The sequence below is a fragment of the Burkholderia sp. HI2714 genome, from assembly GCF_002223085.1.
GTDB lineage: Bacteria > Pseudomonadota > Gammaproteobacteria > Burkholderiales > Burkholderiaceae > Burkholderia > Burkholderia lata_D.
On sequence record NZ_NKFM01000022.1, the window covers coordinates 76,399 to 89,864 of the forward strand.

General features: G+C 64.9%; 10 protein-coding genes. 2 read left to right on the forward strand and 8 right to left on the reverse strand.

All coding sequences use genetic code 11. The annotated features are described in order from the left end of the window. Nucleotides 1-27: 27 nt before the first annotated feature. The 4 genes from CFB82_RS12105 to CFB82_RS12120 all read right to left on the reverse strand — a co-directional run bounded on the left by CFB82_RS12105 (nt 28) and on the right by CFB82_RS12120 (nt 3,138). Nucleotides 28-510 (reverse strand): low molecular weight protein-tyrosine-phosphatase, encoded by a 483-nt coding sequence (locus CFB82_RS12105; protein WP_089484250.1) that lies wholly within the window; start codon nt 508-510, stop codon nt 28-30. A 101-nt stretch (nt 511-611) separates the two neighbouring features. Next, complete coding sequence (locus CFB82_RS12110) at nt 612-839, reverse strand: hypothetical protein (RefSeq protein WP_069248357.1); 228 nt, start codon at nt 837-839, stop codon at nt 612-614. A gap of 129 nt (nt 840-968) precedes the next feature. After that, nucleotides 969-2,381, reverse strand: coding sequence for a lactate utilization protein B (locus CFB82_RS12115; RefSeq protein WP_089484251.1), 1,413 nt, complete (start codon nt 2,379-2,381; stop codon nt 969-971). A 34-nt stretch (nt 2,382-2,415) separates the two neighbouring features. After that, nucleotides 2,416-3,138, reverse strand: a complete 723-nt coding sequence (locus tag CFB82_RS12120; RefSeq protein WP_069248359.1) for a (Fe-S)-binding protein — start codon at nt 3,136-3,138, stop codon at nt 2,416-2,418. A 183-nt stretch (nt 3,139-3,321) separates the two neighbouring features. Between CFB82_RS12120 and CFB82_RS12125 the strand changes: the two genes are divergently transcribed. Continuing rightward, nucleotides 3,322-4,131 (forward strand): IclR family transcriptional regulator, encoded by an 810-nt coding sequence (locus CFB82_RS12125; protein WP_034183553.1) that lies wholly within the window; start codon nt 3,322-3,324, stop codon nt 4,129-4,131. A gap of 92 nt (nt 4,132-4,223) precedes the next feature. On the opposite strand, the gene pbpG is transcribed toward CFB82_RS12125, so the two are convergent. Next, a complete protein-coding gene (gene pbpG / locus CFB82_RS12130; RefSeq protein ID WP_069248361.1) occupies nt 4,224-5,390 on the reverse strand; it encodes a D-alanyl-D-alanine endopeptidase in 1,167 nt (388 codons plus the stop codon). A 653-nt stretch (nt 5,391-6,043) separates the two neighbouring features. Here pbpG and CFB82_RS12135 point away from each other — a divergent pair. Continuing rightward, entirely contained in the window at nt 6,044-6,610 is a 567-nt protein-coding gene (locus CFB82_RS12135) for a phasin family protein (protein ID WP_039364780.1), read from the forward strand. A gap of 202 nt (nt 6,611-6,812) precedes the next feature. On the opposite strand, the gene lpdA is transcribed toward CFB82_RS12135, so the two are convergent. From lpdA to aceE, 3 genes are all read right to left on the reverse strand, one after another. Then, the gene (gene lpdA / locus CFB82_RS12140; RefSeq protein ID WP_089484252.1) at nt 6,813-8,579 is read right to left on the reverse strand and encodes a dihydrolipoyl dehydrogenase; all 1,767 of its coding nucleotides are present in this window, start codon (nt 8,577-8,579) and stop codon (nt 6,813-6,815) included. A 281-nt stretch (nt 8,580-8,860) separates the two neighbouring features. Beyond that, nucleotides 8,861-10,504, reverse strand: a complete 1,644-nt coding sequence (aceF, locus tag CFB82_RS12145; RefSeq protein ID WP_089484253.1) for a dihydrolipoyllysine-residue acetyltransferase — start codon at nt 10,502-10,504, stop codon at nt 8,861-8,863. Nucleotides 10,505-10,572: 68 nt separating this feature from the next. Continuing rightward, nucleotides 10,573-13,269, reverse strand: a complete 2,697-nt coding sequence (gene aceE / locus CFB82_RS12150; RefSeq protein WP_089484254.1) for a pyruvate dehydrogenase (acetyl-transferring), homodimeric type — start codon at nt 13,267-13,269, stop codon at nt 10,573-10,575. Nucleotides 13,270-13,466 lie beyond the last annotated feature (197 nt).

The window sequence follows — 13,466 nt, forward strand, 5'->3', positions numbered from 1 at the left end:
ATTCGCAGATCGCTGAATACCGCGCGATCAGCGCTCCGTGCGGGCCCGGAGCGTCTCCAGCAGGCCCGCGCACGCGCGCTCGACCTGATCGAGCACCTGCTCGAAGCCCTGTGTACCGCCGAAATAAGGGTCGGCCACTTCGGTTTCGGCCGAATCCGGCGCGAAGTCCATCAGCAGGCGCACCTTGTCGCGATGCTGCGGCGGGCAGCGGCGGCGCAGCTCCGCGAGATTCGCCTCGTCCATCGCGAGCAGCAGGTCGAAGCGCTCGAAATCCGCCGCGCTCACCTGTCGTGCGCGCAGCGCCGACAGGTCGTAGCCGCGGCCAAGCGCGGCAGCCTGCGCACGCGAATCCGGCGGCTCGCCGACATGCCAGTCACCGGTGCCGGCCGAATCGATCGAGATCCGGTCCGCCAGCGCGGCCGCGCCGACCTGGTGACGCATCACGCCTTCCGCGGTGGGCGAACGGCAGATGTTGCCGAGACAGACGAAACAGATCGAAACGCGGGTCATCGCACTATCGGAAAGCCGCGGCGAGCCGCGCGGGAGAAGAACGCGCCATTATACAAAGGCGACCGAAATCGCGCCGCCGCACAAAACGACGGCGCCATGCCTTACAGCGCCTTCGGCGCGGCGAGCACGACGTCGCCGGACGCTGCCGGCAGCGGCGTCGCCGCATCGCCGACCAGCCCGAACGACACCGCACGCGCCAGCTCGGCGGATGCCTGGTGAACGGCAAGCGGGCCGCGCGACGGCGCCTCGGCCATCGCATGCAGATAGGCCGCCGCGGCCAGCGGAACGACGATTGCCAGCGGCCAGTACATCGATATTGTCTTTTTCATGATGCGGACCTCCTTGACCTCGTACCCCGAAACCCAATTCCGGGGACTACAGACAGGATTCTATAGACCGCATCTATCGAGATAAATATACAAATAGCGAACGCACTGTTGTCGCCGGATGAACAGTCGTCAGCCGAGGTGGCTTTGCGACGCCGCGTACAGCTCGCGGAACGTGCGCCCGGTCGGCGTCGGCATGTCGCGCGTATCCATCCAGCCGCCCATCATCGGCAGGCGCCGCAGCGTGCCGCCGTTGCCGCCCAGCCGCTCAAGGATGCGCACCGCGAGCTTGGTCGTCAGCGCGTACAGCATCGGCCGGCGCGCGAAGAAACCCCATGCGGCGAGCGCCGCGCGCTCGCGCCACGGTCTCAGATGCCGCTCGACCTGCTTCTCGCGCAGCGTGCGCAACAGGTGCGACAGCGGAATCCCGGCCGGGCACACGCTGTCGCATTCTCCGCAAAGCGTGGCGGCCTGCGGCAGGTCGAGCGAGCGGTCGAGCCCGACGTAGCTCGGCGTCAGCACGGATCCCATCGGCCCCGGGTAGACCCAGCCGTACGCGTGGCCACCCACCTTCTGGTACACCGGACAATGGTTCATGCATGCGCCGCAACGGATGCAGCGCAGCATCTCCTGAAATTCGCCGCCGATCAGCCCGGTGCGGCCGCCGTCGACGAGCACGACATAGTTGTGCTCGGGGCCATCCTCGTCGCCGGGCCCGCGCGGCCCGGTCAGCAGCGAGAAATAGTTCGACGTCTTCTGCCCGGTCGCCGAGCGCGGCAGCAGGCGCATCGCGGTCGCGAGATCCTCGAGTGTCGGCAGCACCTTCTCGATGCCCGTCACCGCCACATGCACGCGCGGCATCACCGTGCACATGCCCTCGTTCCCTTCGTTCGTCACGATCGCCACCGAACCCGTCTCGGCGATCACGAAGTTGCCGCCCGTCACGCCCATGTCGGCCGACATGAAATGCGGGCGCAGCACCTCGCGCGCCTCGCGCGTCATGTCCGGAATCTCGGTGAGCCGCTCGCGATGGTGCGTGCGCGCGAACAGGTCGGCAATCTCGTCCTTGTCCTTGTGCACGACGGGCGCAATGATGTGGCTCGGCGGCTCGTTGTCGTTGATCTGCAGGATGTACTCACCCAGATCCGTCTCGATCGACTGCACGCCCATTTCCGCGAGCACCGCGTTCAGGCGCATTTCCTCCGACACCATCGACTTGGTCTTGATGACCTTCTTCACGTCGTGACGACGCGCGATGTCCGCCACGAGCCGCGCGGCATCGTCGGTCGTTTCGGCAAACAGCACCGTCGTGCCGCGCCGCGTCGCCTCGCGCTCGAACGCCTCGAGCCACACGTCGAGGTTCTCCAGCGCGCGGTTGCGGCGATCCTTCAGCGCGGCGCGTGTGGCCGGGAAGTCGATCGCGGTCATCGCGTCGGCGCGCGCGGACACGAATTTCGTCGACAGCTTCTTCAGGTTCTGCTGCAGACGCTGGTCGGCCAGCTTCTGGCCGGCGCGCGCCTTGAAATGCATCGATTGGACTTGCATCGCGGTATCGGGGAAAAGTGAGCGGAACCGGGCGTCAGACGTCGCCCGCCAGCACCTGCGCGACGTGCAGCACGCGCGTGTCGCGGTCGCCGGTGCGGCGCAACCGCCCTTCGATGTTCAGCATGCAGCCGAGATCGCCGAGCACGACGGCGCCCGTACCGGACGCGCGCACGTTCGCGCACTTCTCGTCCGCGATGGCTGCCGAAATGTCGCCGTACTTGACCGCGAACGTGCCGCCAAAGCCGCAGCAGTGCTCGCAGTCCTTCATTTCGGTGACCGCGATGCCGCGCTGCGCGAGCAACGCGCGCGGCTGCGCCTTCACGCCGAGCTCGCGCAGGCCCGAGCACGAATCGTGATAGGTGACGGGCCCCGTGAATTCGCCCGGTGCGAGCGACACCTTCGCGACGTTCGCCAGGAAATCGGTCAGTTCGTACACTTTCTGCTGGAACCGCGTGTAGCGCCCCATCAGTTCGGGGTCGTCGCGGAACAGGTCGCCGTAGTGCGCGCGGATCATCCCGCCGCAGGAACCCGACGGCGCGACGACGTAATCGAACTGCTCGAACTCGCGCAGCGTCTTTTCCGCGAGATCACGCGCGAGCGCGCGGTCGCCCGAGTTGTAGGCCGGCTGGCCGCAGCAAGTCTGCGCGGGCGGCACGATCACCTCGTAGCCGGCGTCGCGAATCAGCTTGAGCGCCGAAAAACCGATTTCGGGGCGCATCAGATCGACCAGGCAGGTCACGAACAAACCGACTCGCATACGTGCTCCTTCGAGAAAACGGCTCTCATTATCCGCCGTTTGGCCGGCAAGACCAACGCCGGCGCTCACGCAAGCCCGCGCGGCGCGAAACGAGGATTTCCTCGAACGGCGTTCGCTTTTTTCACAATACGAGATACAATCGTTCCAACACCGCTTGACGCGTCAACCGATTTCTCCCCCGACATGAGCCAACCCACCCCGGATTCAAAAACGTCGATCCAGGTGATCGAACGCATGATGCGGTTGCTGGACGCGCTCGCCGCGCACAGTGACCCTGTCAGCCTGAAGGAGCTTGCGCAGCGGACGGAGCTGCACCCGTCGACCGCGCACCGCATCCTCAACGACATGGTGACCTGCCGTCTCGTCGACCGCTCCGATCCCGGCACGTATCGCCTCGGCATGCGGCTGCTGGAGCTCGGCAACCTCGTGAAGGCGCGCCTGTCGGTGCGCGACGCGGCGCTGATGCCGATGCGCGAGCTGCACCGCCTCACCGGGCAAACCGTGAACCTGTCGGTGCGCCAGGGCGACGAGATCGTCTACATCGAGCGTGCGTATTCGGAGCGCTCGGGGATGCAGGTCGTCCGCGCGATCGGTGGCCGTGCGCCGCTGCATCTCACGTCGGTCGGCAAGCTGTTCCTCGCGGCCGACGAAACGTCGCGCGTGCGCGCCTATGCGACGCGTACGGGGCTGTCCGGCCATACGCAGAACAGCATCACCGACATCGCGAAGCTCGAGCGCGAGCTGACGATCGTCCGCCAGCAATCGTGCGCGCGCGACAACGAGGAGCTGGAGCTCGGCGTGCGCTGCATCGCGGCCGGCATCTACGACGATTCGGGCAAGCTCGTCGCGGGCCTGTCGCTGTCGGCGCCGGCCGATCGTCTCCAGGATGCGTGGCTCGGCCAGTTGAGCCGCACGGCCCTCACCATTTCGGAATCGCTCGGCTACCGGCCGGCGCCCGCGAAGGATGCGGACGGGCTGCAGCGGCAGGCGTAAGCCGCTCCCGCGCGCCCAATGAAAAAGCCCCGCGATTGCGGGGCTTTTTTTCAGCCATCGGCGCGGCGGCGCACCGCCACGCCACCGTGCGATCAGGTCCCGCCGCTCGGCGTGTTGGCTGCCGTCAGGCGCTCGCCGCCGCCGGCATCGAGCCAGTTGCGCAGGCGCGCCGCATCGGCGAAGCGCGAATACTTGCCGAACGAATCGAGCAGCACCATCACCATCGGCTTGCCGTGGATCGTCGCCTGCATCACGAGGCACTCGCCCGCCTCGTTGATGAAACCCGTCTTCTGCAGACCGATATCCCACGAGCCATTGCCGCGGATCAGCGCGTTCGTGCTGTTGTAGACCAGGTTGCGCTTGCCCGTGTACACCTCGTAGGTGCGATCGGTCGAGAACTGACGAATCATCGGGTACTGGTACGCCGCATTGACCATCTTCACGAGATCGCGCGCGCTCGACACGTTCGAGCTCGACAGCCCCGTCGAATTCTCGAAGTGCGTGTCGGTCATGCCAAGCGCCTTCGCCTTCGCGTTCATCGCGGCGATGAACGCCGGACGGCCGCCCGGGTAGTAACGCGACAGCGCGGCGGCCGCGCGGTTTTCCGACGCCATCAGCGCGATGTGCAGCATGTCTTCACGCGACAGCACCGAGCCGACCGACAGGCGCGAGCCCGTGCCCTTCTCGTAATCGCGGTCTTCGTCCGTGACTTCGAGCTGGTCGGTCATCGGCGTCTTCGAGTCGAGCACGACCATCGCCGTCATCAGCTTCGAGATCGACGCGATCGGCACGACGGCGTGCGAATTCTTGTCGAACAGCGGCTCACCCGAGTTCTGGTCGACGACGTACGCGACGCTCGAACGCAGCGCGAGCGCGTCCGGCGTGTCGTGCAGGCCGAACGCCTGGCCGACGGTCGGCCGGCGCGGCTGGAACGCGACCTTGCGGACTGCGCCGTGATGGCCGCCATGCACGTTCGACGCGAGCGTCACGCGCTTGCGCGACGCCTTCGCGCGCGGCGCGTCGTCGGCCGCGACCTTCGCGGATTTGTCGGAGCTGGCCTTGGCCGACTTCTTCTTCGCGGACGAAGCAGGAGCGACAGCCTTTTTCTTGGCGGCTTGTTGGGTCTTCGCAGTGGCGGCAAAGGCGTCAGCAGGCGCGACGGACGCGGTGGTCGCCAGCAAGGCGACTGCGACCGACACAGCCGTGCCGAGCGTCATGCTCTGCAACAATCTGCGCGGTGAAAACGATTCGGCTTTCATTGGGGTCTGGACAAAGCGGGCGGGAGGTTTCCGCAAGTGTAGTTAAAGCTGAAAAAAAGAGCAATATTAGGCACTTACCGATCGTCGTTAAACCGGAATGTAAGGGTCGGCCAACCTCTGACCAATGAACCCTCCCGCTCCCATCGAAAAAATCCATGGGACGCGCTGCCCGACAGTACCCGTCTCCCGATTACACACGGTTAATTGAGATAACGTCACTTCGGAGGCGATTTAAAGCGGGGAAATTACGTATCCGGCGCTCGGGGTGCCAGGGGCGCCGGTCTCGGCCGTGGCGGCGGCACGTCGCCACGGGACGCGCATCGAAACGGCGCGTTTTTCGACAGGAACAGAAGCATAACGTTCCACATGCCTGTCAGGTTTACCTGTGCATGATCATGGTGCGGTGCGCCTGCCCCGCCGCTGTGCGCACCATCTGGGATCGCGCATGAAACCGATTCCGAACGGGCACGATAACTCGTTGTTTTATCGATAATTTGTCGCGATTGTGCAACGCACAAAAAGTACTTGACATTGGTTTTCTCTGCCCTAAAATAAGCCTCATTGCTGCGTTGCACAAAGCACGCGCATCCGAGGTTCCCCAGCGTAGTGCCCTTTACCCTGCGATCGACGCGATCGCTTTTCAGGAGCTTGACATGTCCTTGCTGACCCCCGAGCAAATCGCCGCCGCCCAGAAAGCCAACCTCGAAAGCCTGTTCGGTCTGACGACCAAGGCGTTCGAAGGCGTCGAAAAGCTGATCGAACTCAACCTGCAGGTCGTGAAGTCGACGCTGGCCGAAGGCCAGGAAAACGCACAGCGCCTGCTGTCGGTGAAGGACGCGCAGGAACTGATCGCGCTGCAAGCCAGCCTGTCGCAGCCGGTCGCGGAAAAGGTGCTGTCGTACGGCCGTCACCTGTATGAAATCGCATCGTCGACGCAAGCCGAGTTCGCGAAGGTTGCTGAAGCACAATTCGAAGAGCAGAACAAGAAGGTCCAGGCACTCGTCGACAACGTCGCGAAGAACGCCCCGGCTGGTTCGGAAACGGCTGTCGCAGCACTGAAGTCGGCACTGAACGCTGCGAACACCACGTACGAAACGGTTCAGAAGGCAACGAAGCAAGCCGTCGAAATCGCTGAAACGAACTTCAACGCTGCTGCTGCCGTCGCCACGAAGGCTGCTACCGCCGCTGCTGCACGTCGTACGAGCAAGCCGGCCGCGTAAGCGCCCCCTGCTCCTGAAAAAGCCGCGCCCAGCGCGGCTTTTTCATTTCTGGCGCCAGAACATGCTGGAACCGGCAAGTCGCCGGCCGTTCTCGTACGGTCGTTTGAGCATCGGCCGCACATAAAAGAAAACGCCGCCGCCCGGATGGCCCGGGAGGCGGCGTTTTTTCGTGGCCGGCGGATTGCCGGCCGAGCCGGCCGCGTTACTTCTTGCGTTGCGGCGGCAGGTCGGTACAGACGCCTTCGTACAGTTCGGCGGCCATGCCGACCGATTCGCCGAGCGTCGGGTGCGGATGGATCGTCTTGCCGATGTCTTCCGCGTCCGCGCCCATTTCAACGGCGAGGCACACTTCGCTGATCAGGTCGCCCGCGTTCAGGCCGACGATACCGCCGCCGATCACGCGATGGGTTTCCTCGTCGAAGATCAGCTTCGTGAAGCCTTCGTCACGGCCGTTCGCGATCGCGCGGCCCGATGCGGCCCACGGGAACACGGCCTTGCCGTACTTGATGCCTTCGGCCTTGCACTGGTCTTCCGTCTTGCCGGCCCACGCCACTTCCGGATCGGTGTACGCCACCGACGGGATCTGCAGCGCGTCGAAGTACGCCTTCTCGCCGTGCGCGGCTTCCGCTGCGACGTGGCCTTCATGCACGGCCTTGTGCGCGAGCATCGGCTGGCCGACGATATCGCCGATCGCGAAGATGTGCGGGACGTTCGTGCGCATCTGCTTGTCGACGTCGATGAAGCCGCGATCCGTGACCGCGACACCCGCCTTGTCGGCGCCGATCTTCTTGCCGTTCGGGCTGCGGCCCACCGCGACGAGCACGAGGTCGTAGCGCTGCGCTTCCGCCGGGGCCTTCTCGCCCTCGAACTTCACGTAGATGCCGTCTTCCTTCGCTTCCGCGCCGACCGTCTTGGTCTTCAGCATCACGTTGCCGAAGCGCTTCGCGTTGTACTTTTCCCAGACCTTCACGAGATCGCGGTCCGCGCCCATCATCAGGCCGTCCATCATTTCGACGACGTCGATCTCGGCGCCGAGCGTCGCGTACACCGTCGCCATTTCGAGGCCGATGATGCCGCCGCCGATCACGAGCATGCGCTTCGGCAGCTGACGCAGTTCGAGTGCGCCCGTCGAATCGACGACGCGCGGGTCTTCCGGCATGAACGGCAGCTTCACGGCCTGCGAGCCCGCAGCGATGATCGCCTGCTTGAACTTCACGACCTTCTTGCCGTTTTCGCCCTGCACTTCCATGTGATACGGATCGACGAATGCGCCGACGCCCTTGACCACTTCGACCTTGCGCGCCTTCGCCATGCCGGCGAGGCCCGTCGTCAGCTTCTTGACGACGCCGCCCTTGAAGTCGCGCAGCTTGTCGAGATCGACTTCCGGCTTGCCGAACGTGATGCCGTGCGACGCGAGCGCCGCGGCTTCGTCGATGACGAGCGCCGTGTGCAGCAGCGCTTTCGACGGGATGCAGCCGACGTTCAGGCACACGCCGCCGAGCGTCGAGTAGCGTTCGACGAGCACCGTCTTCATGCCGAGATCGGCTGCGCGGAACGCGGCCGAGTAGCCGCCGGGGCCGGCGCCGAGCACAAGCATGTCGCACTCGATGTCGGCGCCACCTGCGTAGCTACCGGCCTGCGGTGCGGGTGCCGGAGCGGCGGCGGCCGGTGCCGGCGCTGCTGCTGCGGGCTTGGCCGCTTCGGGTGCTTTTGCGGGTGCGGCAGCGCCAGCCGATGCTTCGACGATGGCGATGACGGTGCCTTGCGAGACTTTTTCGCCGGCCTTGACCTTGACTTCCTTGACCGTGCCGGCGACGTCGCTGGGCACTTCCATGGAGGCTTTGTCCGATTCGAGCGTGATGAGCGTCTGCTCTTTTTCGATCACGTCGCCGGGTTTGACGTTGACTTCGATGACATCGACGCCGCTGAAATCGCCGATATCCGGAACCTTGACTTCGATGAGACTCATTACTGTCCCCTTCTTGATTAGCTGCAGACAGAGGGGGAGAAACCCGCAGAGAGAACCCGTGACTACGGCCTGGCCAAAGAACGCGAACCTGGGCAGAACCACCTTTGCCGTCCGCCCAAGGACGCGCCTTTCTTTTGGTTACTTTTCTTTGGAAGACAAAGAAAAGTGACCGCCGCCCCGCGCAGGGGCGACGTTAGCAGACCCTTAGCAAAACAGGTTCAACGACAGGGCGCGGATCACAGACATCAACCCCACGCCCCCGCGAGCCACTCCCACGCTCATCAAAGAATGATGCGACGGAAATCGGCAAGCAACGCGCCGAGATACGCATTGAACCGCGCGGCTTCCGCGCCATCGATCACGCGATGGTCATACGACAGCGACAGCGGCAGCGTGAGACGCGGCACGAACTGCTTGCCGTCCCACACCGGCTTCATCTGGCCGCGCGACAACCCGAGGATCGCCACTTCCGGCGCGTTGATGATCGGCGTGAAGTTGGTGCCGCCGATCCCGCCGAGCGACGAGATCGAGAAGCAGCCGCCCTGCATCTGGTCCGGCTTCAGCTTGCCGTCGCGCGCGGCCTTCGACAGCTCGGCCATTTCCTTCGCGATGTCGACGAGACCCTTCTTGTCCGCATCGCGGATCACCGGCACGACGAGGCCGTTCGGGGTATCCGCGGCAAAACCGATGTGGTAGTACTGCTTGAACACCAGGTTGTCGCCGTCGAGGCTCGCGTTGAAGGTCGGGAATTTTTTCAACGCGGCGACGACCGCCTTGATCACGAACGCGAGCATCGTGAACTTCACGCCCGCCTTCTCGTGTTCCTTGTTCAGCTGCACGCGCAGTGCTTCGAGCTCGGTGATGTCCGCTTCGTCGTTGTTCGTGACGTGCGGGATCATCACCCAGTTGCGATGCAGGTTCGCGCCCGAGATCTTCTTGATGCGCGACAGCGGCTTCGCCTCGAACGGGCCGAACTTCGAGAAGTCGACCTTCGGCCACGGCAGCAGGTTCAGCTCGCCGCCGCCTGCCGGCGCGGCTGCCGCGCCCGGTGCTGCGCGCTGGCCGGTCATCACGCCCTTCACGAAGCCGGTGACGTCTTCCTTCGTAATGCGGCCCTTCGGACCCGAACCCTGCACGCGTGCAACTTCGACGCCGAGCTCACGTGCGAACTTGCGCACCGACGGCGATGCGTGGCTGGCGCGGTATTCGCCCGACGCGGCGGCCGGAGCCGGTGCAGCAGCAGCCGGTGCCGGGGCGGCCTTCGCGGGTGCGGCGGCAGGTGCCGACGCCGGAGCGGCAGCAGCGGCGGGAGCCGGTGCGCTCGCCTGCGGTGCGGCGGCCGCTGCGCCTGCGGCTTCGAGCAGCACGATCAGCGTGCCTTCCGACACCGAATCGCCCACCTTGACCTTGATGTCCTTCACGACGCCGGCGGCCGGGCTCGGCACGTCCATCGTCGCCTTGTCCGACTCGAGCGTGACGAGCGACTGCTCCTTCTCGACCGTGTCGCCGACCTTCACGCCGATCTCGATCACCGGCACATCCTTGTAGTCGCCGATGTCGGGGACCTTCACTTCGAGCGTACCGCCGGCTGCTGCCGGGGCGGCCGCCGGTGCTGCAGCAGCGGGCGCAGCCGCCGGAGCCGGAGCAGCAGCGGGCGCGGCCGCGCCGTTCGCCTGCGCCGCGGCGCCGCCTTCGAGCAGGATGATCAGCGAGCCTTCCGACACGGAATCACCCACCTTGACCTTGATTTCCTTCACGACGCCGCCGACCGGGCTCGGCACGTCCATCGTTGCCTTGTCCGATTCGAGCGTGACGAGCGACTGCTCCGGTTCGACGGTATCGCCGACCTTCACGCCGATCTCGATCACCGGCACGTCCTTGTAATCGCCGATATCCGGCACCTTCACTTCGATCGCTTGACTCATCTGTTTCTGTCTCCATGGCCGCGCGCGCCCCTCGCGGAGGCGGCGCGCGGCATCACACGGCGTGTGCGTTAAACGGTCATCGGGTTGGGCTTCGACGGATCGAGGTTGTACTTGGCGATCGCGTCCGCGACCACCTTGCGCTCGATCGTGCCCTCGTCGGCCAGCGCGTTGAGCGCGGCGACGGTGACCCAGTGACGGTCGACTTCGAAGAAGTGACGCAGCTTCTCGCGGGTATCCGAGCGGCCGAAGCCATCCGTGCCCAGCACGACGAAGCGGCGATCGATCTGGCCGCGGATCTGGTCGACCAGCGCACGGACGTAGTCGGTCGATGCGATGACCGGGCCCTGCGTGTCCTTCAGGCACTTCTGCACGTGCGACAGGCGACGCTCTTCGGTCGGATGGAGCAGGTTCCAGCGTTCGACCTGGTGGCCTTCACGCGCCAGCTCGGTGAAGCTCGGCACGCTCCACAGGTCGGCGGCGACGCCCCAGTCGTTCTTCAGCAGGTCGGCGGCGGCGATCACTTCATTGAAGATCGTGCCCGCGCCGAGCAGCTGGACGCGCGGCGCATTCTTGTCGGCGTCGGCCTTCTTGAACGCGTACATGCCCTTGATGATGTCGGCCGCCACGTGCTCGCCCTGCGGAATCGCCGGGTGCTCGTAGTTCTCGTTCATCACCGTGATGTAGTAGTACACGTCTTCCTGGTCCGCCACCATCCGGCGCAGGCCGTCCTGGACGATCACGGCGAGTTCGTAGCCGAAGGTCGGGTCGTAGCTCACGCAGTTCGGCACCGATGCCGCCCACAGGAGCGAGTGACCGTCTTCGTGCTGCAGGCCTTCGCCGTTCAGCGTCGTGCGGCCCGCGGTACCGCCGAGCAGGAAGCCGCGCGAACGCATGTCGCCCGCGGCCCATGCCAGGTCGCCGATCCGCTGGAAGCCGAACATCGAGTAGAAGATGTAGAACGGCACCATGATCTCGCCGTGCGTCGAATACGACGTCGCCGCCGCGATCCAGTCACACATGCCGCCCGCTTCGTTGATGCCTTCCTGCAGGATCTGGCCGGTCTGCGATTCCTTGTAGAACATCAGCTGGTCGGAATCTTCCGGCACGTACTTCTGGCCTTCCTGGTTCCAGATACCGATCTGGCGGAACAGGCCTTCCATGCCGAACGTACGCGATTCGTCCGGGACGATCGGCACGACGCGCTTGCCGAGCGCCTTGTCCTTCAGCAGGATGTTCAGGATCCGCACGAACGCCATCGTCGTCGAGATCTCGCGGCCTTCGCCCGTGCCCTTCAGCAGCGGCTCGAACGCGTCGAGCGCCGGCACCGGCAGCGACGTCGCCTTCTCGCGGCGGTGCGGCAGGTAGCCGCCGAGGTCCATGCGCTGCTTGCGCATGTATTCGAGTTCCTTCGAGCCTTCCTCGAACTTCAGGTACGGCACGTCGGCGATCTGCTCGTCGGTGATCGGCAGGCGGAACTGGTCACGGAACTTCTTCAGTTGCTCGACCGGCAGCTTCTTCTGCTGGTGCGTGATGTTCATCGCCTGGCCCGACTCGCCCATCCCGTAGCCCTTGATGGTCTTCGCGAGGATGACGGTCGGCGCGCCCTTCGTGTTCGTGGCTTCGTGGAAAGCCGCGTAGATCTTGTGCGGATCGTGGCCGCCGCGGTTCAGCGCCCAGATGTCGTCGTCCGACCAGTCGGCGACTAGCGCCTTCAGCTCAGGCGTGTTGAAGAAGTGCTCGCGCACGAACGCGCCGGATTCCGACTTGTACGTCTGGTACTCGCCGTCGACGACTTCCATCATGCGGCGCATCAGCGCGCCCGACTTGTCGCGCGCGAACAGCGCATCCCAGCGGCTGCCCCAGATGACCTTGATCACGTTCCAGCCGGCGCCGCGGAACTCCGATTCGAGCTCCTGGATGATCTTGCCGTTGCCGCGCACCGGGCCGTCGAGGCGCTGCAGGTTGCAGTTGATCACGAACACGAGGTTGTCGAGCTTCTCGCGGCTCGCCATCCCGATCGCGCCGAGCGATTCCGGCTCGTCCGTCTCGCCGTCGCCGAGGAATGCCCACACCTTGCGGCCTTCGGTCTTCGTGATGCCGCGCGCTTCCAGGTACTTCATGAAGCGGGCCTGGTAGATCGCCATGATCGGGCCGAGACCCATCGACACGGTCGGGAACTGCCAGAAGTCCGGCATCAGCCACGGGTGCGGGTACGACGAAATGCCGTTGCCGTCGACTTCCTGGCGGAAGTTGTCGAGCTGCTCTTCCTTCAGGCGGCCGAGCAGGAACGCGCGCGAGTAGACGCCCGGCGACGAGTGGCCCTGCACGAACACGAGATCGCCGCCATGCTGGTCGGACGCTGCGTGCCAGAAGTGGTTATAGCCGACGTCATAGAGCGTTGCGGCCGACGCGAACGACGCGATGTGGCCGCCGACGTTCGTGTCCTTGCCTGCGCGCAGCACCATCGCCAGCGCGTTCCAGCGCGTGTACGAACGGATGCGGTGCTCGAGGTCCTGGTCACCCGGAATCTTCGCCTGGGCTTCGACCGGAATCGTGTTGATGTACGGGGTATTCGCGGAAAACGGCAGGTGTTCGCCGTGCATGCGGGCGAATTCGATCTGCTTTTCGATCAGGTAGTGCGCGCGGCCAGTGCCCACGGAGGAGATCACGCCGTCGAGCGACTCGAGCCATTCGACGGTTTCCTGCGGGTCGTCGTCATGTTCGGCGGCGACATATTTCATCACTTCGTTCGGTACAGCGGACATTCTCGTCTCCTGGGTCCTGGAATGTGAGGATCGCTCTCGTGCAGACGACGCGACGCGACCGGCTGCGGGCAAGCTCCGACGGATTGTAATGAGCGTGCGCGGGCCTGCGCAACAAAATTTTCGAATCGTGAGATCTTTTCTCGCAATGCGAAATATTGCTGCGCTGCACCCATATTTCGGGGCTCTCCGGCGCGTCG

Bases quoted from the DNA above. Each gene is read 5' to 3' on its own strand.
- CFB82_RS12105 (WP_089484250.1), bottom strand. From the start codon at position 510: ATGACCCGCGTTTCGATCTGTTTCGTCTGTCTCGGCAACATCTGCCGT.
- CFB82_RS12110 (WP_069248357.1), bottom strand. From the start codon at position 839: ATGAAAAAGACAATATCGATGTACTGGCCGCTGGCAATCGTCGTTCCG.
- CFB82_RS12115 (WP_089484251.1), bottom strand. From the start codon at position 2,381: ATGCAAGTCCAATCGATGCATTTCAAGGCGCGCGCCGGCCAGAAGCTG.
- CFB82_RS12120 (WP_069248359.1), bottom strand. From the start codon at position 3,138: ATGCGAGTCGGTTTGTTCGTGACCTGCCTGGTCGATCTGATGCGCCCC.
- CFB82_RS12125 (WP_034183553.1), top strand. From the start codon at position 3,322: ATGAGCCAACCCACCCCGGATTCAAAAACGTCGATCCAGGTGATCGAA.
- pbpG (WP_069248361.1), bottom strand. From the start codon at position 5,390: ATGAAAGCCGAATCGTTTTCACCGCGCAGATTGTTGCAGAGCATGACG.
- CFB82_RS12135 (WP_039364780.1), top strand. From the start codon at position 6,044: ATGTCCTTGCTGACCCCCGAGCAAATCGCCGCCGCCCAGAAAGCCAAC.
- lpdA (WP_089484252.1), bottom strand. From the start codon at position 8,579: ATGAGTCTCATCGAAGTCAAGGTTCCGGATATCGGCGATTTCAGCGGC.
- aceF (WP_089484253.1), bottom strand. From the start codon at position 10,504: ATGAGTCAAGCGATCGAAGTGAAGGTGCCGGATATCGGCGATTACAAG.
- aceE (WP_089484254.1), bottom strand. From the start codon at position 13,269: ATGTCCGCTGTACCGAACGAAGTGATGAAATATGTCGCCGCCGAACAT.